The organism is Streptomyces sp. NPDC104309, assembly GCF_055584025.1.
In genome coordinates this window covers 312,184-336,578 of sequence record NZ_JBVJMV010000004.1, presented here as the reverse complement: position 1 = coordinate 336,578, position 24,395 = coordinate 312,184, and the positions used below count along the sequence as shown (strand labels likewise).

The following is a 24,395-nucleotide window of genomic DNA, read 5'->3' as shown; positions in this document are numbered from 1 at the left end:
CGGCCTGATCCGAACGTCAAGACGCTAGGCCCTGTCCTGCCGATCTTCGCTGATCCACGAAGATCGACAGGACAGGACCTAACCGGCCGGGGGTGCCTGGTGCGTGATGGTCTGCCGGGCGGCCAGCGCGGCGTTGAACCGGGTGAGCAGTGCGCAGAACGTCTCGCGCTCCTCGGCCGTCCAGTCGTCCGTGACCTGTGTCATGAGCTCGCGCCGGGAGCCGCGGACCTCGTCCAGCCGGGCCTGGCCGCGCGGTGACAGCTGGAGCACGACGGCCCGGCCGTCCTCCGGGTGCGAGGTCCGCTTGACCAGGCCGGTGTCGACGAGGGGCGCGACCTGCCGGGTCACGGTCGAGGAGTCGATCCCCATGCCCGCGGCCAGTGCCTTGACGCCCATCGGGCCCTCCCGGTCCAGCCGGTTGAGCAGCAGATAGGCGGCCCGGTCCATCGAATTGCGCACCTGGCCGACACCGCCGAGGCGGGTCTGCTCGGCACGGCGGGCGAATACCGCGACCTGGTGCTGCAGCGCGTCGAGCACGTGGTCGGAATCCGTGGATGCGGGGGTGGCGCCCCCGGAAGGAGACGCAGCTGTCGTCATGTCCTGAGGGGGCATGGCCGGGGGCTCTCTTCGTGCGGTTTCGGGTGGGTGGGGGACAGAGTACGCGGCCACGGGGCAACGCGTACCAGCGCTGCACAAACCTGTGGACAACGGCGCAGGACGGGACCGTATGAGGCGTTCGGCCCCCTGCCGAGCTGCAAGACTTACGGTATGAACTTCCGCGCGCCCGGCCACTTTCCTCCGCTGATCCTCGACGACGTCCTCGGGGCGCAGAAGATGCTCTCCGGTGTGGCCCGGGTGACCGCCATGGAAGGCAGCCGCCACCTCACCGATCTCGTGGGCGCCCCGGTCCACCTCAAGTGCGAGAACCTGCAACGGACCGGTTCGTTCAAACTGCGTGGCGCGTATGTGCGGATCGCCGGTCTGTCACCGGTGGAGCGGGCGGCCGGGGTCGTCGCCGCGAGCGCCGGAAACCACGCGCAGGGCGTCGCGCTGGCCTCCGCGCTGCTCGGCGTACGGTCGACGGTCTTCATGCCGGTCGGGGCGCCGCTGCCGAAGGTGGCCGCCACCCGCCAGTACGGGGCGCAGGTCCGGCTGCACGGCCATGTCGTCGACGAGACGCTGGCTGCCGCCGAGGAGTACGCGCACGAGACCGGTGCGGTCTTCATCCACCCCTTCGACCACCCCGACATCATCGCCGGGCAGGGCACGGTCGGCCTGGAGATCCTCGAACAGTGTCCCGAGGTGCGCACCATCGTCGTCGGGATCGGCGGCGGGGGTCTCGCCGCGGGGATCGCGGTGGCGGTCAAGGCGATCCGGCCGGACGTGCGGATCGTCGGCGTGCAGGCGGCGGGTGCGGCCTGCTATCCGCCGTCGCTCGCCGCGGGCCACCCCGTGTCGGTCGGCCCGCTGCACACGATGGCGGACGGCATCAAGGTGGGGCGCCCCGGCGATGTGCCGTTCGAGCTGGTCCGGGAGCTGGTCGACGAGGTCCGTACGGTCTCCGAGGACGAGTTGTCGAGCGCGCTGCTGCTCTGTCTGGAGCGGGCGAAGCTGGTGGTGGAACCGGCCGGCGCGAGCCCGGTGGCGGCGCTGCTGAGCGATCCGGAGTCCTTCCGCGGGCCGGTGGTCGCGCTCCTGTCGGGCGGCAACGTGGACCCGTTGCTGATGCAGCGCATCCTGACCCACGGCATGGTCGCGGCCGGCCGCTATCTGAGCCTGCGGCTGCGGCTGAGCGACCGGCCGGGCGCGCTGGCCACACTGCTGGGCGTGCTCTCGGTGGTCGACGCCAATGTGCTCGACATCGGCCATGTGCGGACCGATCCCCGGCTCGGGCTCACCGAGGTCGAGGTGGAGCTGCAGCTGGAGACGAAGGGGCCGGAGCACTGCGAGGAGGTCTCGGCGGCGCTGCGCGACGCGGGCTATCTGGTGATGAGCTGAGTTCGTCCACCGCTTCGGAGTGGAGGCACCGCCCATCGCGGGCGTGTGCGCCGCACCCGCGTCCGTGGGATGCCGCACACGCGGGGGAGCCCCCGGCCCGACGGGCCGCGGGCTCCCCCGCGTGTGCGGTGTGCGGTATCAGCCCGTGTAGGGCTTCGCCGCGAGGATCTTCACGGTGGCGGTCTTGCCGTTCGGCAGCTCGTACTCGGCGTCCTCGCCCATCTTCTTGCCGTTCACGCCGGTGCCGAGCGGCGACTGCGGGGAGTACGTCTCGATGTTCGAGCTCGCGTACTCGCGGGAGGCGAGCAGGAAGGTCATCGTGTCGTCCGGGTCGTCGTCGAAGGCGATCGTCACAACCATGCCGGGCTCGACCACGCCGTCGTCGGCAGGTGCCTCGCCGACCTTCGCGTGCTCCAGGAGCTGGGTGAGCTGGCGCACCCGCAACTCCATCTTGCCCTGCTCCTCCTTGGCCGCGTGGTACCCGCCATTCTCCCGGAGGTCACCCTCCTCACGGGCCGCCGCGATCTTTACGGTGATTTCCGTGCGCGCGGGACCAGACAGGTACTCCAGCTCGGCCTTGAGCTGGTTGTACGCCTCCTGCGTGAGCCAGGTGACGTTTTCGCTGGTCTGGGTCACAGGGTGCTCCTCGTCGGTACTGGGAATACAAAGCATCGCCCTACCCGTAAGCATGTGCCCCTACGGGTGGGCGAAACCACGAGCCTAACAATTCCCCAGGAAAAGGGGGAGAAGGTTAACCACCGGGACTGCGTTTACGCAGGTCAGCCGCGTCAACAGCGATTTTTCTCCGGCGTGCGGCGGTCAGCGCGCCGCGCCGCCGGCGTCAGTGCGCGGCCCCGCCGTCGTCGGTGCAGCCGAGCAGCTCGACGTTGGTCGCCCTGGATGTCGTACGCAGTGACAGGACGCGGTCGATGCGATCCGTGCGGTCGTCGAAGCGGAAGTCCTTGCGGGCCACGTCACTGCCGTCCTCGTGCTGCGAACGGAGGGTGCAGTAGCCCTTGGTGTCCTTGCCCTTGCGCACTTCCAGGTGCACATCGACCCGCTCGTCCGAGACGACCTTGAACTTGATCACCTCGGCGCTGATGCCCTGGCCGCCGACGTAGTCGTAACCGATCCAGCCGAGCACGCCGAGGAGGGCGACGCCCAGCACCGAACCGATGATCCTGAGCCTGCGGTCCGCGCGCTGGTCGGCGGAGCGGCCGTAGCGGTTCTCCGGAAGGGCTTCGCGCACCGCCGTCATGATCGTTCCTCCCGTACCGGGGATCGAGGAATTTTCCGCCCCCCGGTTCGGTCACTATAGAAGCCTCCCGCACACCGTCCGACCGCCACCCCACACCGGCGTCCTTTCGCGACGCACCACTTCATGGCGACCAATCACTGAGGATCGAGTCTTGACTGAGCAGCTGCGACTGATGGCCGTTCACGCCCACCCCGACGACGAGTCGAGCAAGGGCGCGGCCACCATGGCCAAGTACGTGTCCGAGGGGGTGGACGTGCTGGTCGTGACCTGCACGGGCGGCGAGCGCGGCTCCATCCTCAACCCGAAGCTCCAGGGCGACGCCTACATCGAGGAGAACATCCACGAGGTGCGCAGGAAGGAGATGGACGAGGCCCGGGAGATCCTGGGCGTCGGACAGGAGTGGCTCGGCTTCGTCGACTCGGGCCTGCCCGAGGGCGACCCGCTGCCGCCGCTGCCCGAGGGCTGCTTCGCCCTGGAGGACGAGGAGAAGGCGGCGGGACGTCTCGTCCGCAGCATCCGCGCCCACCGGCCGCAGGTCATCACGACGTACGACGAGAACGGCGGGTACCCGCACCCCGACCACATCATGACCCACAAGATCACGATGATCGCCTTCGACGGCGCGGCGGACACCGAGACGTTCCCCGAGTCGGAGTTCGGGCCGGCCTGGCAGCCGCAGAAGCTCTACTACAACCAGGGCTTCAACCGGCCGCGCACGGTGGCGCTCCATGAGGCACTGCTCGCCCGCGGCCTGGAGTCCCCGTACGGCGAGTGGCTGAAGCGCTGGAAGGAGTTCGAGCGCGACGAGCGCACGCTGACCACGCACGTTCCGTGTGCGGATTTCTTCGAGATCCGCGACAAGGCGCTCATCGCGCACGCGACGCAGATCGACCCCGACGGCGGCTGGTTCCGCGTTCCGATGGAGATCCAGAAGGAGGTCTGGCCGACCGAGGAGTACGAGCTGGCGAAGTCTCTCGTCGATACCTCCCTCCCCGAGAGCGACCTCTTCGAGGGCATCCGCGACAATGCCTGATATGTACGCGACCCAGGCACTGACCCATCTCGTCCCTCTCGCAGAGGGGGTCGGCGACAACAAGGTGACTCCCGGCGTTCTCGGCTTCATCGTCTTCGCGGCACTCGCCGGCGGCGTGTGGCTGCTGATGAAGTCCATGAACCGGCACATGGGCAAGGTCGACTTCGTGGAGGCCCCGGACCCGGAGGCGGTGCCCGACGCCGCCGTGGGAGCGGGTTCCGCGAAGCGGAAGTAGGTACGGGGCGCCCGCCGGGGCCCGACGGCCGCCCTGTTCCAGGACGGCCACCGGGGCCTCCGGCGGCGGCCCGGTTCCCGGACCGTCGCCTCATGGGGCCGGGGCCCGACGGCCGAGGACGAGGCGGCGTCCGGTGCGCCGTCACACCCTCGGCGGGACCGGCACGCCCATGATCTCCCGGGCGTGGCGCGTCGGCGTCATGCCCAGACGCCACGCCTGCCAGCCGTCCTCCAGGTCCACGCCGCGGTTCAGCACCACGGTGAACGCCTCCGCGCAGTCCTCCAGCTTCCCGTCGCGCGTCGGGTGACCGGCCCGGAGCAGGTCGGCCAGTTCCTGCTGGGCCACCACCGTGCCCACCTCGCTGCCGCCCGGTGACGCGTAGGGCAGCAGCGTGCAGCGCAGGAAGCGGGCCCAGTCCGCGCCCCGCGTGTCGCCGTAGGAGTCGAACAGCTCCGCCGCCTCGCCGCACAGTTCCAGCGCCTGCGGGGCGCGGTTGTTGCCCGCGTCGATCAGGGCCAGCTCCAGACAGGTCCAGGCCTCGCCGTGGGCGACCCCGATGCGCCGGAAGTCCGCGCGGGCGTCCATCAGGAGCTGCCGGGCGAAGCCGGAGTTGCGCAGATTTCCGGTCTGGACCGCCCGCTGGTCGCGGGTGACCCGGCCCGAGTGGTGCCGGGCGCACGCCAGCCCGTACACGTCCCGCATCCGGGAGAACATCGTGCGCGCCCGCTCCAGCTGCCGCACCGCCTGGTCGGTGTCGCCGTTCTCCTCCAGGGCCTGGCCCAGGTAGTACAGCGTCCACGCCTCGCCGCGCGCGTCCTCGTTGTCGCGGTGGCGGGCCAGGGCCAGGTGGAGCTCCTCGACCGCCGTGGCCGGGTCGCCGTCGAGCAGCCGGGCGCGGGCCAGCTGGGTCAGCGCCCAGGCCTCGCCGCGCTCGTCACGGGTGCGGCTGTACAGATCCAGGGCCGTACGCAGGGCATCCTTCGCCCGGCCCACGTCGCCCATCCGCAGCAGGGTCTGGCCCAGCTGGAACTGCGTCCACGCCTCGCCGTGCAGCGACTCGCCCTCCCGGTGCAGGATCAGCGCGGAGTCCAGGAGGGTCAGGGCCTGCGCCAGATGGGCCCGGTCGCGTTCGACGGCGGCCAGGGCGTGCAGCGACCAGGCCCGGTCCTCGGCCTGCTCGTCGGAGGACTGGAGCTCGATCGCCTCCCGCAGCCGGGCCGCCGCCTCGGTCAGATTGCCCTGGTGGTGCAGGGTGATGCCGAGCGAGCAGAGCGCCAGCGCCGTGCCCGCCTCGTTCTGCGCCTCGCGGTAGAGCCCGACCACCGACGACAGCGTGGTGCGGGCCTTGTCCAGCTCGCCGAGCTGACGGGCCGCGATGCCGGTGCGCCACTGCACCGAGCGCTCCAGCAGCCCCTTGTCCACGGCCTGCGTCAACTCGCTGATCTCGCCCAGCCGGTAGAGGTCGCCGCGCAGCAGGCAGTAGTCGCACAGCGCGCCCAGCAGATCCAGTACGGCCCCCTGGTCGACGCCCTCCGCGTGCCGCAGCGCCGAGGTGATGAAACTCGACTCGTCGTCCAGCCAGCGCAGCGCCGAGTCCAGCGAACCGAACCCGTGCGGGCCGAACTGCCCGGCCCGGGTCGACATCTTGCCGTCCACCATGCGGATCACCGCACCGGCCAGGTCCGCGTAGTTCCGGATCAGCCGCTCCTGGGCCGCGGTCCGGTCCGCCGCCTCCTCCTCGTCCCGCAGCCGGGCCAGGGCGAAGCCCCGTACGAGGTCGTGCAGCCGGTAGCGCGAGCCCCGTACATGGTCCAGGAGACCGGCCCCGGCCAGGTCCGTCAGCAGCCGCTCGGCCACCTGCTCGTCGGTCGAGAGCAGCGCGGCCGCCGCCGCGGCGCCGAGGCTCGCCCGCCCGGCCAGCGCGAGCCGGCGCAGCAGCCGCCGCGCCTGTTCGGACTGGTCGGTGTAGCGCAGCCACAGCGCGCGCTCGACCGGCGCGACCGGCCCGTACGCGGCGAGATCGGCGGCGAGGGCGCCGCGGGTGCGCGGCCCGAGCGAGGAGCCCGCTATGCGCAGCGCCAGCGGCAGCCCGCCGCAGAGCTCGGCGACGGTGTCCGTCGACCGGGAGTCGTACGGGCCCGCCTCCTCCGCTTCGGCAGCCTCGCGCAGCAGCTCCTCCGCGCCCGCCCCGTCCAGCGCCCCGACCGGCAGCTGATGGACCCGGGCAGGGATGTCGGCGGGCAGCTCCAGGGGCTCTCGGGAGGTGACGAGGACGAGGCTGTCGGAACGCTCGGGGAGCAGAGTGCGGACCTGGGCCGCGTCGCCGGCGTCGTCCAGGACGATCGTCACCGGGGTGCCGGTCAGGTGCTGGTGGTACAGCTCGCTCAGCCGCCGTACCTGCTGCTCGGCGGAGGCCCTCTCACGGAAAAGCAGTTGCTCGCGGGGCGCGCCCAGCCGGTTCAGCAGATGCAGCAGCGCGTCCCGGGTGGGCAGCGGCGCCTCCCCGGCCACATCGCCGCGCAGGTCCACCACGCAGGCGCCCCGGAACTGGTCCTTCAGGCTGTGCGCCGCCCGTACCGCGAGCGTGGTGCGTCCGGCGCCGGGCGTACCGTGCAGGACGACGACGGTCGGCTTGGTCTCCGTCGACGCGCGGGCCTCGCGCACCCACTGCGCGATCTGCGCCAGCTCGGTCCGCCGCCCGGCGAACGGCCCCTGGGCAGCGGGCAGATGGCCGAACGACTGCTCCAGGAGCGCGCGCATGCGGGCCGCGGCGCTGCGGTCCCCGCCCCGCAGCTGCGGGGCGGTCCGCGACTGTGCGGGGACCTTCTTCGCCGGTCTGCGGGACGAGGGGGTGAGCATCCGCTGCTGGTCGAGGAACGGGCGGATGCCCCGCACCTCCAGCGCCGCCAGCCACTGCAGTCGCAGCTGTTCGGCGCCACCGGGCTGCCCGAGCGCACCCGCCCGCCGATGGGCGGCGGGCCAGTGCGAGGCGGTGACCTTGGCGACCGTCGCCGTGGCCCCCGCGACCGCGACGACGGCACCCGCGCCGAGGGCCGGCCCCGTCGCCGTACCGAACGCGACATCCGCGCCGACGGCGGCGACCGCGGCAACTCCCGTTACCAGCAGGGGAGTTCCCAGGGCCGCCCGGCTGAACCGCCGGGACAGCGGCTGCTGTCCGGCCTCCGCCGCGTCCAGGGCCCGCAGATATGCGGCGTACTCGTCGTCCGCGCCCGCCGCCAGGGAATCGAGCGCGGCCCGTCCGCGTGACATCAGCGTTCCGGCGTCGGCCCGCCCGCCCGATCGCCGTACCTCTTCCTCAACGGCGCGTACCAACAGCCGTTCGGCTTCCGCCCGATGGCTGTCCCGCATGTGCGTCCCCCTCCGGATACGACGATTGCAGCTGCCTCAGCCGGCATCGCCGCCCAGTCTCCTGCGTACGGCGCGTCAGCGCGAGAGAACGAGGCGATCAACCGGGCCTGAGAGAGCGCGGGTATGCCGAATCGCCTGGACCGTGAGACTTCCCCGTATCTCCTCCGGCATGCCGACCATTCCGTCGGCCGGGCAGGTCCGGCGGCGCGCCCGAGTTCCCGCCGTCGATGATCACCGAGTTCCCGTTGCGCCACCATGCCCGCACCGGGGCGGAGGGCGCCCTCGACATGGCCGCCGACACCTGCGCTGCGATGGCCACGGGAGGGATGTACGACCGGCTCGACGGCGGCTTCGCCCGCTACTCGATGGACCGGGAGTTGAGGTGAAACGTTTCGCACTTCGGGAAAAAGACATTTCAGGACCGTGTCCTGTGCGGTGATCGGCCCTCCTCGACCTCGCAACCGCCTTCCGGTGCTACAAACAACTCCTCCGAATCACCACTACAGAAAGTCGTCTTGGAAAAGTCGGTCGCCCGCCGACCTCCCCAGCTCGATCCTCACCGACCTGACCGGCATGCACCGCCACACCGCGATCCGCTGTCGCCTGCGTCGGACGCAACTGGGCCGAATATCTCGCGGCTCGGACCAAGGACCAACAGGGGAACAGATTTCGGCGTACGAGTGAATGCGCTCAGCCACGTACGGGTGAATGTGATCAGTTCTTGAGGTGCTGAGGATCCGCGCCCGACATTCTGCTGCTTGCCAGTTCGTGGACAGAGAGCAGCTGAGATGGTCTTGGACCCGCATCGTTGGTTGGAACTCCATTCCTTGCAGCGCCGCGGCGCCGACAACACCCCCGCGTTATTGACGACGACGGCGGTCGTCGAGCTGCTTGTTCGGCACGACGCCACCCACAGTGGTTGCGAAGTGAGCTCCCGATTCGACATTCGACTTAAGGAGAACTTGTGATCTCAAAAACGAAGAAGGTCGCGCGTTCCGTGGCCGTGGCGTTCGCCGCAGCCGCCGCGTTCACCATGATGATGCCGACCAGCCCCGCTCTGGCCATCGACCATATCCCCTGTCGCGGTGGGGAAGACTTCTTGAAGATCTGGTCGCACAACGGCGGGAGTCAGAGTGTGGACTGCTACGCGAACGGTGGGAGGACCTCCTTCGGCGGGTGGTGGGTCGACAAGATCTCCACGGGGAACAACGACTTGATCTACTACGACGACAATGGTGATTCGGTGAAAATCGAACGGTGGCACGAGATCACCTTCCCGAACCATCCGCCGAAGGTCAACGCCATCGAAATCCTGTGAAAAGTTGACGGACCGGTTGCCCGGGGATGGCCATTTTTCACTGATCGCCCATTCCTGGATGCCGCCGCTTCCTCGGCGAGCATCGGATTCCCCGTAGCGCGAATCCGCTCGCACCCGGCTCACTGATGCCGGCCACGCCTTTCCGGGCGTGGCCGGTAATCGAGCGTCTCCTCGCCGCGCGAGCAGCGAAGTCCCGGCGCGAGCCAGTTGCTCGCGGTTGACCGAGAAGCCGTTGTTCCGGCGCGCTGACAACCCGGGGACCGGTGGGGCACCTTTGCCGGTCGAAGCGTGACTTGCCGTCCCGCCAGGAGTGGCACGAGAGGGTGACAGCCGTGAACCGCCCGGGTGGTACGACTTCGCCCTGTCTGCTTCAGCATGCCGGGAACCCCCTGGTCCGGGGCTCTCACGTCGCTTTGACGATCACGCGGCTCGCGCAGAGCTTCGGCCAGTCGTCGAGGTCGGAGGTCAGGATGGGCGGACGAGCGCCGTGCCTCAGCCTCCGTACTCGCGCAGCATCTCGATCATGTTGCGGAGCAGCGGTATCGCCGCGTCGCCGGCCTTGTCCTTGTCGTTGAAGTGCATCAGTTCGTTGCGGACCTCGCGCAGTTCGTTGAGGCAGTCCGTGAAGGACTTGCGGTCCAGCGGCCAGCCCAGCCTGTCCCACTGCTCCTGATTGCTCAGGACTTGCTGGTAGTCCCCGTAGGACAGCTGGTCGAAGGAGGCGAGCTCACGGCGTCCGTCCGGGTCGCAGAGAGCGATCACCTCGGCAAGGTCGAGCCCTTCCGATATGACCCGGCGCAGCTGCCGGTCAAGATCGCCGATGAGCAGGAACGGCCGGGCCGTGGCGCCGTATTCGGCGGCCACGTCGGCGACGGTGATGATTCCGGCGATCCGGTTCGTCTGGTCCCTGACCAGGAGGAAGCCGAACTGTTCCAGAAGGGGCAGGGCGTCGATCAGGTGGTCGGCGTAGCTGACGGCGTGCGCTCTGACGACGGCCCGGGAGAAGGGGGCCCTGTCGTCCGAGTGACGAGCCAGCGCGATGGATTCCCAGGTGACGGCCCCCTGGAGGTTCCGAGGTCCGTTCAGCACCGGCAGCTGCGAGTACCCGTTGAGCCGCATCTTGGTGAACGCTTCCTCGAAGCTCGCCGAGGAGGTCACCGATTCCACCCCCCTGAGCGCCGAGGGCAGGTTGCCGACCGTCTGTCCCTGGATCGGCTGGTCCTCGTCCTCGTCGGAGGTGGGCCCCGGCGCGCCGGTCATCCTTGTTTCCTCCTGCTCCGTCGCCGCTTCCTGCTCCCTCGCCGTCCCCACCGTCCCCTGCCCCGTCGCCGCCTCCTGCTCCTTCGCTGCCCCCTGCCCGGCCGTTGCCTCCTGCTCGTCCTCGGCGTCCACGGGTGGTCCGGTCAGGGTGACCCGGTCGTCGAGCCCCACGGCCACGAAGTCCGGCACGGTGGACAGGCCGTGGTTGGCCAGCTCGGCCGCTACCTGCTCGCTGACCAGGTAGCCGCGCCGGGACGCCCCCCACCAGCCCAGCAGATCCCGGACGGTGAGGGCGATCGGAGTGTCTGCGTCCGCTTGCTTTCGGGCGTCCTTCAGCCGGGCGTGCCGGGTGGCGGAGCCGTCCGCCGCGGAGCCGCCGAAGGGCGGCTGCTCCGCTACCGTGTCCAGCAGTCTCTGTCGCAGAACGTCCAGCAGGGTGCCGTCGTCCACTGCCCAGGCGGTCCAGCCGTCGAAGGGTCCCCGTCCCGAGGCCGCGGCGGCTGCCGCGGAGGGGGACTTGAACCGCCGGCCGTCGCTCAGCTCGATCCTGCCGTCCGCGGTAACCCGGGCGAGATGCGCTTCCCTCGACCGCTTAAGCCGGAAGATGAGCTGTGCCCCTGCGGCCAGCAGCCCGGCGCCGACCAGGTCCGAAACCCGTACCCGCCGTCCCTCAATCAGGTAGGAGGCCCGCCCGGGAGATTCCTCCGCGCCGTCGCCCATCGTGGAGTCCGTCACCGATGTCTCCCCCTCGAAACCGTTCCCGCCTCGTAAGGATCCGATCCTCACAGAGATCCTCCCGTGGCGCCGAGGAACCGGGGGACGGCGGACGGCCTGTTCCGGGGCCGCCCCGGGCCGGCCCGGCTGTGCCGCAGGCAGGCCCCGTCGCCCTCGTAGGCGAGGATGGACCCATGCCGAATCGCCTCGCGAACGAGACCTCTCCGTATCTGCTCCAGCATGCCGACAATCCTGTCGACTGGTGGCCCTGGTCGCCCGAGGCGTTCGAGGAGGCGCGCAGGCGGGACGTGCCCGTGCTGCTCAGCGTCGGCTACGCGAGCTGCCACTGGTGCCACGTCATGGCGCAGGAGTCCTTCGAGGACGACGACACCGCCGCGTACATGAGCGAGCACTTCGTGTGCGTCAAGGTGGACCGTGAGGAGCGTCCCGACGTGGACGCCGTGTACATGGAGGCCGTGCAGGCCGCCACCGGGCAGGGCGGCTGGCCGATGACCGTCTTCCTGACCGCCGACGCCGAACCCTTCTACTTCGGTACGTACTTCCCGCCCGAGCCGCGCCACGGCATGCCCTCCTTCCGCCAGGTGCTCGAAGGCGTCGCCACGGCCTGGACCGAGCGCCCCGACGAGGTCACCGAGGTCGCCGGACGTATCGTCCACGACCTGACCCAGCGCTCTCTCGCCCACGGCGGCGAAGGGCTGCCCGGCGAACCGGAGCTGGCGCAGGCGCTCCTCGGGCTCACCCGGGAGTACGACGAGAAGCACGGCGGGTTCGGCGGCGCACCCAAGTTCCCGCCGTCGATGATCATCGAGTTCCTGCTGCGCCACCATGCCCGCACCGGGGCGGAGGGCGCCCTCGACATGGCCGCCGACACCTGCGCGGCGATGGCCATGGGAGGGATGTACGACCAGCTCGGCGGCGGCTTCGCCCGCTACTCGGTGGACCGGGAATGGGTCGTACCGCACTTCGAGAAGATGCTCTACGACAACGCGCTGCTCTGCCGGGCCTACGCACACCTGTGGCGGTCCACGGGCTCGGAACTGGCCCGCCGGGTCGCCCTGGAGACCGCCGACTTCATGGTGCGCGAGCTGCGCACGGCGGAGGGCGGCTTCGCCTCCGCGCTCGACGCCGACAGCGAGGACGGAGCCGGCCGGCACGCCGAGGGTGCGTACTACGTATGGACGCCCGAGCAGTTGCGGGAGGTCCTGGGCGAACAGGACGCGGCCTTCGCCGCCGACTGCTTCGGTGTCACGGAGAAGGGCACGTTCGAGGAGGGCGCCTCGGTCCTCCGGCTCGCACGGACCGGCGCCGCGGTGGACGCGGACCGGGCCGCCGAGGTACGGGCCGCGCTGTTGGCCGCCCGTGAGCTGCGTCCCCGTCCCGGGCGGGACGACAAGGTGGTCGCCGCCTGGAACGGTCTGGCGATCGCCGCGCTCGCCGAGACGGGGGCGTACTTCGACCGCCCCGATCTGGTCGAGCGCGCCACCGAGGCGGCGGATCTGCTGGTCCGGGTCCACATGGGCGACGTCGCCCGGCTGTCCCGTACCTCCAAGGACGGACGGTCCGGCGGGCACGCCGGGGTCCTGGAGGACTACGGCGATGTCGCGGAGGGCTTTCTCGCCCTGGCCGCGGTCACCGGCGAGGGCGTCTGGCTGGAGTTCGCCGGGTTCCTGCTGGACATCGTGCTCCAGCACTTCACCGGCGAGGGCGGCCAGCTCTACGACACGGCGGACGACGCCGAGCAGCTGATCCGCCGCCCGCAGGACCCCACCGACAGCGCGACCCCGGCGGGCTGGACGGCGGCGGCCGGTGCACTGCTCTCGTACGCCGCGCACACCGGCTCGGAGGCCCACCGTGCCGCCGCGGAAGGGGCGTTGGGCGTGGTGAAGGCGCTCGGCCCGCGCGTTCCCCGTTTCATCGGCTGGGGCCTCGCGGTCGCCGAGGCGCTGCTCGACGGGCCGCGCGAGGTCGCGGTCGCCGGGCCGGTCGGCGGCGAACTGCACCGCACGGCGCTGCTGGGGCGGGCGCCCGGCGCGGTGGTGGCGGCGGGGGAGACGGCGGGGACGGAGTTCCCGCTGCTGGCGGACCGGCCGATGGTGGGCGGCGCGCCGACGGCGTATGTGTGCAGGCACTTCGTCTGCGACGCCCCGACGACGGACCGGGAGGAACTGGCGCGGAGCCTCGGGTCGAGCCTGTCCGACGGCTGAGGACGGAGCCGTCCGGGATGGAGGGCGAAGCCCCGGCTACAGCGTCAGCCCGCCTTCGAGCGTGTCCAGCGCCTGGTTGATCAACGCGATCAGGTCGCCCTCCTGACCGTGCTCGCCCCAGTACAGCGTCACCTCGCGCAGCGCCCCCAGCACCGCCGCGATGAACACCCTGACCTCCAGGTCGTCGGCGCCGCGGCCGCTGCGGTCGGCGAGCACCTGGGCGAGCACCTTCGCCGTGTCCGACATGGTCTCCGTCATCCGCGCCCGGATGGCGGGGACCTCCACCATCAGCCGGGTGCGCTGCCGCAGTTCCTCCTCCTCGCTCGCGAGGAACGCCGTCAGTGTCTTGGCCATGAGGAACCGCAGCGACTCCAGCGGCGGTTCGTCGGCCGGCCGGTTGCGCAGCTCGGCCTCCATGACCGGGTCGTACTCGTCGGTGAGGACGATGTCCTCCTTGGTCGCGAAGTACCGGAAGACGGTGCTCGGCGACACCTCGGCCGCCTCCGCGATCTGCTCGATCGTCGTGGCGTCGTACCCCTGCTCGGAGATCAGCCGATAGGTCGCCCGACGGATCGCGATCCTGGTCTTGAGCTTCTTCCGCTCGCGCAACCCCATGGGGGGCGGCGTTCCGGGGGCGGAAACGGAAGGGGGACGGGAGGTGGCGGCCATGGTCGCCATTGTCAGGCATCGGCGGGTGCCGGGGCCACGTCCGTCCGCTCCCGCGACGGGGTGGGGAGGTTCGTCAGGAACGCCCCGACCAGCAGCGCCGACACCAGGGCCGTGACAGCGATGACGAGCAGGACCACGCTCATGCCGTGGAGATACGCCGCGTCCGCGGAGTCGGCCAGCCGCTGTGTGCGGAACTTCGCCGCGACGACATGGGCGGCGACGACCGAGTCCCCGGCCGTGTCCGCGGCGGCGGCCGGTACGCCGGTGGTGTCGAGCCGTCCGCTGTACGCACCGGCGAGCAGGCTGCCGAGCAGCGCGATCCCGAGGGCGCTGCCCGTCTGCCGTACGGTCATCAGCAGCCCCGACCCGCTGCCCGCACGGTCCGCGGGCAGGGCGGCCAGCGCGGCGTCCATCGCGGGCACGACGGCGAAGCCGAAGCCGACCCCGGCCACGGAGAGCCACAGTGCCGTGAAGCCGTAACCGCTGGTGACCGTCGTACGGCTGCCGAGGAGTGCGGCGAAGGCGAGCACGACCAGGCCCGCCGTCATCGTGGCGCGCGCCCCGAACCGCTGGGTGACGGGGGCGCCCGTCTTCGCGGCGACGATCAGCCCGCCCATCATCGGCAGCATCCGCAGCCCCGTGCCGAAGGCGTCGTGGCCCAGAACCGCCTGGAGGTAGCCGGGCAGGATGAACATCAGCCCCGACATCACGAACATCACCAGCGTCGCGGCGAGCGCGCTCAGCAGGAACGGCCGCTGCCGCAGCAGGGACATGTCGAGCATCGGGCGCTCGGCGCCGCGTTCCCGTACGACGAGCGCGGCGATCAGTACGGCACCGGCGGCCGTCATGCCCAGCACCAGAGGGTCGCCCCAGCCGCGCCCGGGGGCCTCGATGATCGCGTAGATCAGCGTGCCGAGACCGGCCGCGGTCAGGGCGGTGGAGACGGCATCGACCTCCGGGGAAGCCGGGTCGCTGGTCTCCGGGAGCAGGAACACGCAGGCGGTGATGGAGATCGCCACCATCGGGATGTTGATCAGGAAGATCGAGCCCCACCAGAAGTGGTCCAGCAGCCAGCCGCCGAGGATCGGGCCGAGCGGCAGCCCCAGCGCGGAGGCGGCCGAGACGATGCCGATGGCCTTGACCCGGTCCTCGGGCGCGCCGAACAGCGAGGGCAGCACGGCCAGCGCGAGCGGCATGATGAGCGCCGCGCCGATGCCCATCACGCAGCGGGCGGTCACGACGGCCGGTACGGCGTCGGCCAGGGAGCCGATGAGCGAGCCGATCAGAAAGATGCCGAGGCCGGTGATGAGCATCCGGCGACGGCCGAACCTGTCCCCGAGCAGCCCGGCCGGGAGCATCAGCGCGGCGAAGACGACGACATAGGCGTCGGCCATCCACTGCTGCTCACCGGTGGTGGCGCCGAGCTGTCCGGCCATGGTCGGCAGCGCCACATTGAGGATCGTCATGTCGAATCCGAGGACGAGCATGCTCGCGACCAGAGCGCCCAGGGCCCACCAGCGTCGGTTCATGGGAATACTCCTTCGAAAGTCACGGTCAAGTGAAAGTAACTCCCAAAAGAGGGTGAGTGTCAATGCCTGTGGTGTGCCGGGGTGGCGTGGCATGCCGGGGTCCTGACATGGCGAATGGCCGCGGCTTTCGAGCCGCGGCCATTGCAGGGGGAAAGGGTGAAGGGGTGCTCAGCCGTGGTTGTACGCCACCAGTGAGATGCCGACGTAGTGCACGACGAAGGCCGCCAGGGTCAGTGAGTGGAAGACCTCGTGGAAGCCGAACCACCGCGGTGACGGATTGGGTCGCTTGATGCCGTAGATGACGCCGCCCGCGCTGTAGAGCAGTCCGCCGACGACGACCAGTACCAGCACCGCGATCCCGCCGGTCCGCATGAAGTCCGGCAGGAAGAAGACCGCGGCCCAGCCCATCGCTATGTAGCAGGGCGTGTAGAGCCAGCGCGGGGCGCCGACCCAGAACACCCGGAAGGCGATGCCCGCTGTCGCCGCCGCCCAGACCGCCCACAGGAGCGGCGTCCCGGTCGCCTCGGGGAGCAGGAGAAGGGTCAGTGGGGTATAGGTGCCCGCGATGATCAGGAAGATGTTGGCGTGGTCGAGCCGGCGGAGTACCGCCTCGCCGCGCGGGCCCCAGGTGCCGCGGTGGTAGAGCGCGCTCACGCCGAACAGCAGGCACGCGGTCAGGACGTAGACGCCGCAGGCGATCCGGCCGCGGACGCTGTCCGTCAGCGCGATCAGCGCGATCCCCGCGACGATCACGGCGGGGAACATCCCGGCGTGCAGCCAGCCACGCATCCGTGGCTTCGGCGGGGTGGTGTCGGACTCGGCTGTTTCCAGCCCGGCTGGCTCGGGCGCGGCGGCGGCAGCAGTCATTCCCGCATCGTACCTACGGCACCGTAGGTAGCGGTCGCGAGTGGCGATGCTCACGTGTGCGGCCCCCTGGACATATGGGCCAAACGGTCGGATGATCAAATGAGTGCGGTCGGCACCGGATGAGCGCCAACGGGATTCGAAGGGGTCGAAGCGTCCGGGTCGCAGCCCCCACGGGGCAACTACCAAACAGACACCCTCATCTAGGAGCGATCGTGGCGCGCGACATCGCGGCTCCCCTCACTGCACCCACCAACCACCAGGAACTCGTTTCCTGGGTGAACGAGATCGCAGCCATCACCGAGCCCGACCGGGTGATCTGGTGCGACGGCTCCGAGGCCGAGTACGAGCGCCTGTGCGGGGAGCTCGTGGCCAAGGGCACGTTCACGAAGCTGGACGAGACGAAGCGCCCGAACTCGTACTACGCCGCGTCCGACCCGAGCGACGTCGCCCGCGTCGAGGACCGCACGTTCATCTGCTCCGAGAAGGAGGAGGACGCGGGTCCGACGAACCACTGGAAGGCCCCCGCCGAGATGCGGGCCATCTTTACCGGGGAAGAGGGAAACAGCTTCACGGGTGAGCAGGGCGTCTTCCGCGGCTCCATGCGCGGTCGCACGATGTACGTCGTGCCGTTCTGCATGGGCCCCGTCGGCTCGCCGCTCTCCGCGATCGGCGTCGAGATCACCGACTCCGCGTACGTCGCCGTCTCGATGCGCACCATGACGCGCATGGGACAGGCCGTCCTCGACGAGCTGGGCACCGACGGTTTCTTCGTCAAGGCCGTGCACACGCTGGGCGCGCCCCTGGAAGAAGGCCAGGAGGACGTTCCGTGGCCGTGCAACAGCACCAAGTACATCTCGCACTTCCCCGAGGACCGCGAGATCTGGTCGTACGGCTCCGGCTACGGCGGCAACGCCCTGCTCGGCAAGAAGTGCTACGCGCTGCGCATCGCCTCCGTCATGGCGCGCGACGAGGGCTGGCTCGCCGAGCACATGCTGATCCTCAAGCTCACGCCGCCGCGGGACGAGGCCGCCGCCCCGACGTACATCGCCGCCGCGTTCCCGAGCGCCTGCGGCAAGACCAACCTCGCCATGCTGGAGCCCACGATCCCCGGCTGGACCGTCGAGACCATCGGCGACGACATCGCCTGGATGCGGTTCGGTGAGGACGGCCGCCTCTACGCGATCAACCCCGAGGCCGGTTTCTTCGGCGTCGCGCCCGGCACCGGCGAGCACACCAACGCCAACGCCATGAAGACCATGTGGGGCAACTCCGTCTTCACCAACGTCGCGCTCACCGACGACGGCGACGTCTGGTGGGAGGGCATGACGGAGACCGCTCCGGCCCACCTCACCGACTGGAAGGGCAACGACTGGACGCCGGCGTCCGAGACCCCGGCCGCCCACCCCAACGCCCGCTTCACCGTCCCGGCCGGCCAGTGCCCGATCATCGCGCCCGAGTGGGAGGACCCGAAGGGCGTGCCGATCTCGGCCATCCTCTTCGGCGGTCGCCGCGCCTCGGCCGTACCGCTGGTCACCGAGTCCTTCAACTGGCAGCACGGCGTCTTCCTCGGCGCCAACGTGGCCTCCGAGAAGACGGCCGCCGCCGAGGGCAAGGTCGGCGAACTGCGCCGCGACCCGTTCGCCATGCTGCCGTTCTGCGGCTACAACATGGGCGACTACATGGCCCACTGGGTCAAGGTCGGCGCGGACAAGCCGGACCAGTCGAAGCTCCCGAAGATCTACTACGTGAACTGGTTCCGCAAGAACGAGGCGGGCAAGTTCGTGTGGCCCGGCTTCGGCGAGAACAGCCGCGTCCTGAAGTGGATCGTCGAGCGCCTGAACGGCAGGGCCGAGGGCGTCGAGACCCCGATCGGCGTCCTGCCCGCCAAGGGCGCCCTGGACACCAAGGGCCTGGACCTCTCCGATGCGGACCTGGACTTCCTGCTCGACGTCGACAAGGAGGTCTGGCGCGAGGAGGCGGCGCTGGTCCCCGAGCACCTCAACACCTTCGGTGACCACACGCCGAAGGAGCTGTGGGACGAGTACCGCGCGCTGGTCCAGCGCCTGGGCTGACGCCCCCGGGCGCACCCCGCGCGGGTGCGCCCCCACGCACCCCGCGGCCGGGTCTCCGGACATCCGCCCTGACCTGTGGGGTCGACGACCTGCCGCGGTACGGCCCCCGGAATCCCCTCACGGTTCCGGGGGTCACCCTTTCCCGCCCCTTTTATAAAGAACGTCCGGGCATCGCCATATCCTTGCGCGCAATACCTCCACAACGCTTCGATGTTCCTCCACATCGCCTCCGGTCGAGCCGGCCGGGGGCCAACCGGGCCTGGGGGGGGACTCAGTTGAACGAGATCCGGCACCATGGACGCATAGCGGCGACGCCGGCCGCGCTGCGGCGGTCCGGGCCGTCACCCGGACCGCCGCCCCACCGCGCTACCCGTTGTGGCCCCGGTCCTCCAGATACCGGGTGTGGGTCTGCTGCCGCAGCGCCTCCGCCTCCCGCAACGCCGTCGCCAAGACCTCCGCCTCCCGGTGCAACAGCGCCAGCTGCCGCTCCAGATGACGCTCGGGCGGTTCCGTGCCGGGCGCGATCCGCGTCCACCAGCGGGTCCGTACGAATGTGTCGACCGACTCCGGGATGTCCTGGTGCACGGCGCGCGACAGGGCGTGGACGCCCTCCGGGTCGGTGGCCAGCGCCTGGGACACCCAGCCCGGGGCGAGCAACCCCGCCAGCAGCTCCGTCAGTTCGGTGAGCCGGCCGGCCGCGGCGGGCGGCAGCTCCACCTCGTCCAGATACGCCCGCAGGGTCCCGAAGTCGTCCCGCAGCGCGTCCAGTCGGGACGACGGATCGGGGAAGTCCGGGGCGGGCGGGCGCTCGGGAGGTGCGATCAGCGCGCCCGCGCCGTACAGCCCGACGACCACCACCGGCCAGTACGCCCCCGCGAGTCCGGTGAAGGTCAGGGCGAGGCCGGCGATCCCGCAGGCGCTCCCGGTGAGGTTCTTCCGCGATTCGACGTAGGCCAGGACCCTGTTCGCGGACCTGCCCCGCGCCTCGCCCCGCGGCCTACTGGTAGCCACGGATCTCCTCGAACGCCCCGTCCAGGGAGCCCGGCCCCTGGTCCTTCGTCGCGTCGAAGAGCCGGCCGCCGGTCAGCGTGGCGATCCGGTCCAGCTCGCCGCGGTCCGAGTCGCCGAAGACGACCGGGAAGACCGGAGTGGCCTGCCGCGCGGCGGGCAGCGACCGGTAGTAGGAGGCGAAGCCGTCGGCCGTGGCGCCGGCCGTGTTCTCGCCGTCCGTCATCAGCACCACCGAGGTGAACGCGGACTCGGTGCTGTGGCCGAGGTGCTCGTAGGCCGACTCCAGACTCGAATAGATCGCCGTCTCGCCGCTCGCCGTCAGCGCGGCGGTGTCCGCCTTGATCGCCGCCAGGCCCCGCTGCGGATCGGCGGGGTCGACCGTATGCGTACGGACCTGCTTCACGGACGAGCCGAACGGCAGCAGCGTGACCTCCTCCCGCTCCCGGAAGTCCCCGGTCAGCCCGGTCAGTGCGGCCTTCAGCTGCCGCAGCCGCTCCCCGTTCATCGAGCCGGAGGTGTCCAGGACGTACACGGTGCGCGAGGGCCGGCGGAGCTTGTTCTCGTACGAGTGGAGCAGCCCGTCGGCGACCGACCGCGAGCCGGGGAACGGAAGTTCGCGGCGAGCCTCGGCGGCGAGCGGCGCGGCGGGCCGTACCGAGGGCACGACCGGGCGGCGGAACGTCTGCCGGGTCAACTGCCGCTGAACGGCCGGGGTGCGGAAGTAGGCCGTCAGCGCGCGCACCGAGTCCTTCGTCTCCGGTGCGGCGGCGGTCAGCGCGCTGAGCGGGTAGTCGGCGGTCACCACCCCGTCGCGGGGACGGATCACGGTCAGCCCGGTGCGACGGTCGCGGTTGAGCGAGAGCAGCACCGACTCGTAGTTGATCAGCGCGTCGACCGTGCCGTGCCGGGCATACGCGGTGGCCAGCCAGCCCGAGGAGCCGGAGGTCAGCCGCTGCCCCGCGAAGAACTCCTTCAGCTTCCCGCTCGCCCCGCGCACATCGGCGTCGGTCAGGGCGGACTGTGCGCCCGAGAGCCCGGAGGCCACCGAAACCAGAGCGGAGAACCCGGAGTTGGAACGGACCGGGTCGGTCATTCCGTACGTCAGCCGGCCCTCGTCGACCGCTCGGTGCACCTGCGACCAGGTGACGTCCGAGGGCTTCCAGCCCAGCCGCCGCACGGTCGCCGGGCGGACTCCGAGAGCGACCGGCGAAGCCATCAGCGGGGTCTCCGACGTGATGCGCCGGGCCGCGTCCGGGTGCAGCCGCAGATAGTCGTTCGACGACAGCCACACCGCGTCGTAGGCGCCGTCGGCCTTGCCGGACCCGAGCAGTTCGACGGCGTCGAGCGTGCCGGTCCAGGTGGGCCGCACGGTGATCCCGGTCGCCTTCCGGGCCTGCTCCAACAGCGGTTTCATGTCTGTGAGTTCACTGGAGGCGAGGACGCGCAGCGTACCGGGGTGCGGGGCGCCGTCGTCCTTCGTCGAACCGCCGGACGGTCCGCCGTCCGACGCGGAGCAGGCGGCGAGCGGGACGAGCGCGGCGACGGCCAGCAGCGAGGCGAGCGAGCGGGCGACCCGGCGCCGCAGCCGTCTCAGCCGCCGCCGGGGACGGCCCGTCATCCGAGACCCCCGCCCTCAAGGGCACCGGCGGACCGGCTGCGCGCCAAGTGGGCGCCGGCCTGCTGGAGTTCCGCGGAGAGCGACTCCACGGTCGCCGCCATCGACTCGGTGGCCTGCACCTTGTACGTGTCGATGGCGTCGAGCGTCCGGTAGATCTGCTGGAAGGCCGTACACAGCGTCTCCGCGCCCACCGCCGGATCGGCGGCGATGCGCTGGATCTCGCCGCTCTGGCCGGCGAGCATCTCCGCGTTGCCGCGGATCAGGTCCTCGGTCGTGGAGCGCAGCACCTGCACCTGTTCGGTCACCTTGCGCTGGCTCTCCAGCGCCGACGCCAGCATCACGGCGATCCGCAGGGCGGAGACGGTGGTGGTCGCGGCCCGGTCGACGCCCCTGATGAGTTCGTCGTTGTTCCGGCGTACGACATCCATCGCGAGGTATCCCTGCGCGCAGACCGCGAGCTGGGTCAGCAGATCCTGGTGCTTCTGCCGCACGGGGAAGAGCACATCGGCCCGCAGTGCGTCCGCCTGCACCGGGTCGGTGGCCGCGCTCGCCGCGATGCGCTGCTCGACGGCGCCGTCCAGCGCCTCGGTGAGAACCGCGTACTCCTGGAGTTTGCCCATGGTCTCCCAGAGCCGGGTGCGCTCGGTGTGCAGGGCGGCGTTGTCGCGGCGCAGCTCGTCCTGCCCGCCGCGCAGCGAGCCCACGATCCTGTTCAGGGTGGACTGGGCGGACGCGTACTTGGCGACGTGGTCGCGGAGCCTGTTGCCGCCCGGGAGCCTGGCCAGGAGCCGACGGGCGCCGCGGCCCGGGGTGTCGCGCGGGTCGAGGTCCTCGACCGTGCGGCGCAGCTCGACGAGGGAGGCGCCGACCCGGGTCTGCGCGTCGCCCTCCCCGGAACCGGACAGCGAGCGGACGGTGCGCTCCAGCATCCGGTTGGACTGCTGGGCGGCGCCGCGGATGTCGGCCTGCCCGAGCGCGGTGATCTCCCCGATCCGGGTGGAGAACTCGGGCGACCGGGCGTCGAGCCCGGCGAGGCCGCCGATGTACTCGGTGGCGCGGCGGGTCATCTCCGCCCGTACCGAATCGTCGACCGGTACGAGACCGGCGGCCTGCTCGGCGCGGACCGGGGCGACCGGCTCCGGCGGGGTGAGGACGAGGGGCGGGGCGGCCCCGTCGGGCGGGGTGAGGGCGGGCGGCTGGGGCTCTTGGGTCATGGGTGGGGTCTCCCGGGAGGCGTGGACCATCAGCCGCGGGTCCGCCGGGCCATCGCGCGCAGCACCGTGGCGGTGGGCACGGGCGCCTGACGGACCCCGGTCAGCTGTTGGTCGATGTAGTCGGTGTGGCCCTTGGTGGCGGCGGTGAACTCGGCCGCGGCACCCTGGGGCCGGAACCCGTGCCGCACGGCGAGCCCGCGCAGCTCCGGGTCGGTGGAGAGCAGCTCGCCCAGCCGCCGGCCGGCGCCGGTCAGCGGGACGAGGGTGTGGTCGCTGGAGACGGTCGTGTCGGGGTAGAGGAGAACCAGGTCCCCGGCCTCCTGCCGCTGCATCAGCAGCGAGGCGACCTGCGACTCGTACACCAGGACCAGCGGATTGCCGACGCCGCTGATGAAGTCCCTGAACGGGGCGTCGCTGCTGGTCTGCTGCGCGCCCTGCACCTGGATCAGCTTCTTCAGCAGCGGTGCGGTGCGGTCGATCGCGGCCTCGTCCGCGGCGACCCGGCCGCCGTCGGCGACGTATGAGGCCGCGGCGAGGTAGAGCGCGCCGGAGTTGGACGAGACGGGATCGGTGCTGGTGATGAAGACCGTCCCGGTCAACTCGGCGTGCTTTTCGGCACCCTTGAGCTGCTGCCAGGTCTGGTCCGCCCGTGCGGCCCTGAGGTACGGGCCCATGAGCAGCTTGCCGCCGGCCTTTCCGTTCAGCGTCGCGAGTCCGTTGTCCGCCAGCACCTGAGCGGCGCCGCGGTGCGCGACGACGACCAGTGGCGAGTAGAACGGCCTGAGCGGTCCGCCCTTGACGGAGAACCTGCGCCGCAGCTCGTCGGCCGGGGCCTGCGAGCCGGGGAAGGCGAAGTCATGGCCCTTGAGGGGGAGTTGATCCATGGCCCAGGAGCCGGACGTCTCCGCCTTGACGGTGAACCCCTTGGCGGCAAGGGCCTTCACCACGTCGGGATCGGCGAAGAACTCGGCCTTCTCCGATCCGATCACTCCACGCACGGTCTTCGTTGCCGTGCTCGTGTCCCCGGTGTCGCGGCCCACTGCGACGGCTACTGCCACTCCGCCGATCAGCAGCACCGCCAGGACGATTCCCACGATGCGTCTCACACGCGAAGCCTGCTCGCGGAAACCCACATTCCAGGCGGAGTTGGGTGGACGGGAGGTGAAGTAACGGCCTCGCCCGCGATTGTCAGCGGCGTCGCGGTGTCCGGGGCCTCCGCCTCCGGCGTTGTCGTCAGTCGCCGACGCTCCCTCCTCAAGCTCTCGGCTGCGTTCGAGCAGGGGAGGCCCCATCCGACTCCCTCCTCCGCCTTGGATTCGAAGGCCCCGGACACCGCTCCTTCTCCCACTGCCAATCGTGGGCGAGGCCGTAAGGGTCCGCAGATGAACAACACGAGGGCGAGCGACGCGCTGACCTGCGATGTCAAGTCATAAAACCCACACATTAATTCTTTGCGGGCCCTAAGCATCCCAGTACGCAACGAAAACGGAGGCGGAACGGGAGCGGGTCGCTCCGGTGTCCTGCCTCCAGGGTACGGATGGGTGGCACCCGGTCCACGCGCCTCGACGGCCCGTGGACCGGGGCCGTCAGAGGGCGCCGACCAGTCGCGACGGGGCGGCGGTGGCGGCGTCGGCGGCGTCGGCCGCCGCCGCGTGGGCGTCCATGCGCTCGGCCGCGAGGATCGCGACGGCCGTGTCGGCACGGGACGCGGCCACCACCAGTGCCCGGCCCGCGAGGGCGTGCGCGCGGCGGTGGAGCGTGAGCGCGGGTGCATCGGTTCGACCGGCGTGCCGGGCGGGCGGCGCGCCGCGCAGCCTGGCGACCTGCTCGGCGATGCGGTCGCCCGCCACACCGAGGTCCAGCTCGTCGGTGACCGCGAGAAGCGCGGCCAGGTGCCCGGCGAGCTGGATGTCCAGCTCTTCCTCGCGGGAACGGTGCGGGAAGTCGTCGGCGTGGTCGGCCGGTGTGTGGACCGATTTGGTGCGGATCGGTTCGTACATGGATG

At 70.9% G+C, this 24,395-nt stretch carries 19 protein-coding genes and 1 pseudogene; 7 read left to right on the top strand and 13 right to left on the bottom strand.

Annotated elements, in window-relative coordinates; all coding sequences use genetic code 11:
* Positions 1-78 precede the first annotated feature (78 nt).
* Positions 79-612, bottom strand: coding sequence for a MarR family winged helix-turn-helix transcriptional regulator (locus tag ACZ68L_RS07845; RefSeq protein WP_469575017.1), 534 nt, complete (start codon positions 610-612; stop codon positions 79-81).
* Positions 613-768: 156 nt separating this feature from the next.
* Between ACZ68L_RS07845 and ilvA the strand changes: the two genes are divergently transcribed.
* Positions 769-1,998 (top strand): threonine ammonia-lyase, encoded by a 1,230-nt coding sequence (gene ilvA / locus ACZ68L_RS07840; protein WP_469575016.1) that lies wholly within the window; start codon positions 769-771, stop codon positions 1,996-1,998.
* A gap of 138 nt (positions 1,999-2,136) precedes the next feature.
* Here ilvA and greA read toward each other — a convergent pair whose 3' ends face one another.
* Entirely contained in the window at positions 2,137-2,634 is a 498-nt protein-coding gene (gene greA / locus ACZ68L_RS07835; RefSeq protein ID WP_469575014.1) for a transcription elongation factor GreA, read from the bottom strand.
* Between the two features lie 205 nt (positions 2,635-2,839).
* Complete coding sequence (locus ACZ68L_RS07830) at positions 2,840-3,256, bottom strand: DUF4307 domain-containing protein (protein ID WP_469575012.1); 417 nt, start codon at positions 3,254-3,256, stop codon at positions 2,840-2,842.
* Between the two features lie 151 nt (positions 3,257-3,407).
* On the opposite strand from ACZ68L_RS07830, the gene mca reads away from it, so the two are divergent.
* The gene (gene mca / locus ACZ68L_RS07825) at positions 3,408-4,289 is read left to right on the top strand and encodes a mycothiol conjugate amidase Mca (protein WP_469575011.1); all 882 of its coding nucleotides are present in this window, start codon (positions 3,408-3,410) and stop codon (positions 4,287-4,289) included.
* Position 4,290: 1 nt separating this feature from the next.
* On the top strand, positions 4,291-4,524 hold the full coding sequence (locus tag ACZ68L_RS07820) for a hypothetical protein (protein WP_469575009.1): 234 nt from the start codon (positions 4,291-4,293) through the stop codon (positions 4,522-4,524).
* 141 nt (positions 4,525-4,665) lie between these two features.
* Here ACZ68L_RS07820 and ACZ68L_RS07815 read toward each other — a convergent pair whose 3' ends face one another.
* The gene (locus ACZ68L_RS07815; RefSeq protein ID WP_469575008.1) at positions 4,666-7,893 is read right to left on the bottom strand and encodes a tetratricopeptide repeat protein; all 3,228 of its coding nucleotides are present in this window, start codon (positions 7,891-7,893) and stop codon (positions 4,666-4,668) included.
* A gap of 191 nt (positions 7,894-8,084) precedes the next feature.
* On the opposite strand from ACZ68L_RS07815, the pseudogene ACZ68L_RS07810 reads away from it, so the two are divergent.
* Both ACZ68L_RS07810 and ACZ68L_RS07805 read left to right on the top strand, forming a co-directional pair.
* Positions 8,085-8,270 (top strand): annotated as a pseudogene (locus ACZ68L_RS07810) (hypothetical protein); the annotation flags it as partial.
* Between the two features lie 587 nt (positions 8,271-8,857).
* Entirely contained in the window at positions 8,858-9,211 is a 354-nt protein-coding gene (locus ACZ68L_RS07805) for a beta/gamma crystallin domain-containing protein (RefSeq protein ID WP_469575007.1), read from the top strand.
* A 492-nt stretch (positions 9,212-9,703) separates the two neighbouring features.
* On the opposite strand, the gene ACZ68L_RS07800 is transcribed toward ACZ68L_RS07805, so the two are convergent.
* Positions 9,704-11,206: a restriction system modified-DNA reader domain-containing protein gene (locus tag ACZ68L_RS07800; protein WP_469575006.1), complete on the bottom strand. Its 1,503-nt coding sequence runs from the start codon at positions 11,204-11,206 to the stop codon at positions 9,704-9,706.
* 173 nt (positions 11,207-11,379) lie between these two features.
* Between ACZ68L_RS07800 and ACZ68L_RS07795 the strand changes: the two genes are divergently transcribed.
* The gene (locus tag ACZ68L_RS07795) at positions 11,380-13,410 is read left to right on the top strand and encodes a thioredoxin domain-containing protein (RefSeq protein WP_469575005.1); all 2,031 of its coding nucleotides are present in this window, start codon (positions 11,380-11,382) and stop codon (positions 13,408-13,410) included.
* Between the two features lie 36 nt (positions 13,411-13,446).
* Here ACZ68L_RS07795 and ACZ68L_RS07790 read toward each other — a convergent pair whose 3' ends face one another.
* The 3 genes from ACZ68L_RS07790 to trhA form a co-directional block, all read right to left on the bottom strand.
* Entirely contained in the window at positions 13,447-14,079 is a 633-nt protein-coding gene (locus ACZ68L_RS07790; protein WP_469575004.1) for a TetR/AcrR family transcriptional regulator, read from the bottom strand.
* 11 nt (positions 14,080-14,090) lie between these two features.
* Positions 14,091-15,608, bottom strand: coding sequence for a DHA2 family efflux MFS transporter permease subunit (locus ACZ68L_RS07785; protein WP_469575002.1), 1,518 nt, complete (start codon positions 15,606-15,608; stop codon positions 14,091-14,093).
* 168 nt (positions 15,609-15,776) lie between these two features.
* Entirely contained in the window at positions 15,777-16,475 is a 699-nt protein-coding gene (gene trhA, locus ACZ68L_RS07780) for a PAQR family membrane homeostasis protein TrhA (protein ID WP_469574999.1), read from the bottom strand.
* 212 nt (positions 16,476-16,687) lie between these two features.
* Here trhA and ACZ68L_RS07775 point away from each other — a divergent pair, with 212 nt between their 5' ends.
* Complete coding sequence (locus ACZ68L_RS07775) at positions 16,688-18,547, top strand: phosphoenolpyruvate carboxykinase (GTP) (protein ID WP_469574997.1); 1,860 nt, start codon at positions 16,688-16,690, stop codon at positions 18,545-18,547.
* A 366-nt stretch (positions 18,548-18,913) separates the two neighbouring features.
* On the opposite strand, the gene ACZ68L_RS07770 is transcribed toward ACZ68L_RS07775, so the two are convergent.
* The 5 genes from ACZ68L_RS07770 to ACZ68L_RS07750 all read right to left on the bottom strand — a co-directional run bounded on the left by ACZ68L_RS07770 (position 18,914) and on the right by ACZ68L_RS07750 (position 24,390).
* Entirely contained in the window at positions 18,914-19,558 is a 645-nt protein-coding gene (locus ACZ68L_RS07770; protein WP_469574995.1) for a hypothetical protein, read from the bottom strand.
* Positions 19,545-21,176, bottom strand: coding sequence for a vWA domain-containing protein (locus ACZ68L_RS07765; RefSeq protein ID WP_469574993.1), 1,632 nt, complete (start codon positions 21,174-21,176; stop codon positions 19,545-19,547). Before ACZ68L_RS07765 ends, ACZ68L_RS07770 begins: the two co-directional genes overlap by 14 nt.
* Complete coding sequence (locus ACZ68L_RS07760; RefSeq protein WP_469574992.1) at positions 21,173-22,390, bottom strand: toxic anion resistance protein; 1,218 nt, start codon at positions 22,388-22,390, stop codon at positions 21,173-21,175. The genes ACZ68L_RS07765 and ACZ68L_RS07760 overlap by 4 nt, the downstream gene beginning before the upstream one ends.
* A gap of 29 nt (positions 22,391-22,419) precedes the next feature.
* Complete coding sequence (locus ACZ68L_RS07755) at positions 22,420-23,523, bottom strand: hypothetical protein (RefSeq protein ID WP_469575294.1); 1,104 nt, start codon at positions 23,521-23,523, stop codon at positions 22,420-22,422.
* A 453-nt stretch (positions 23,524-23,976) separates the two neighbouring features.
* The gene (locus ACZ68L_RS07750) at positions 23,977-24,390 is read right to left on the bottom strand and encodes an SCO4983 family protein (protein WP_469574991.1); all 414 of its coding nucleotides are present in this window, start codon (positions 24,388-24,390) and stop codon (positions 23,977-23,979) included.
* Positions 24,391-24,395: the final 5 nt, after the last annotated feature.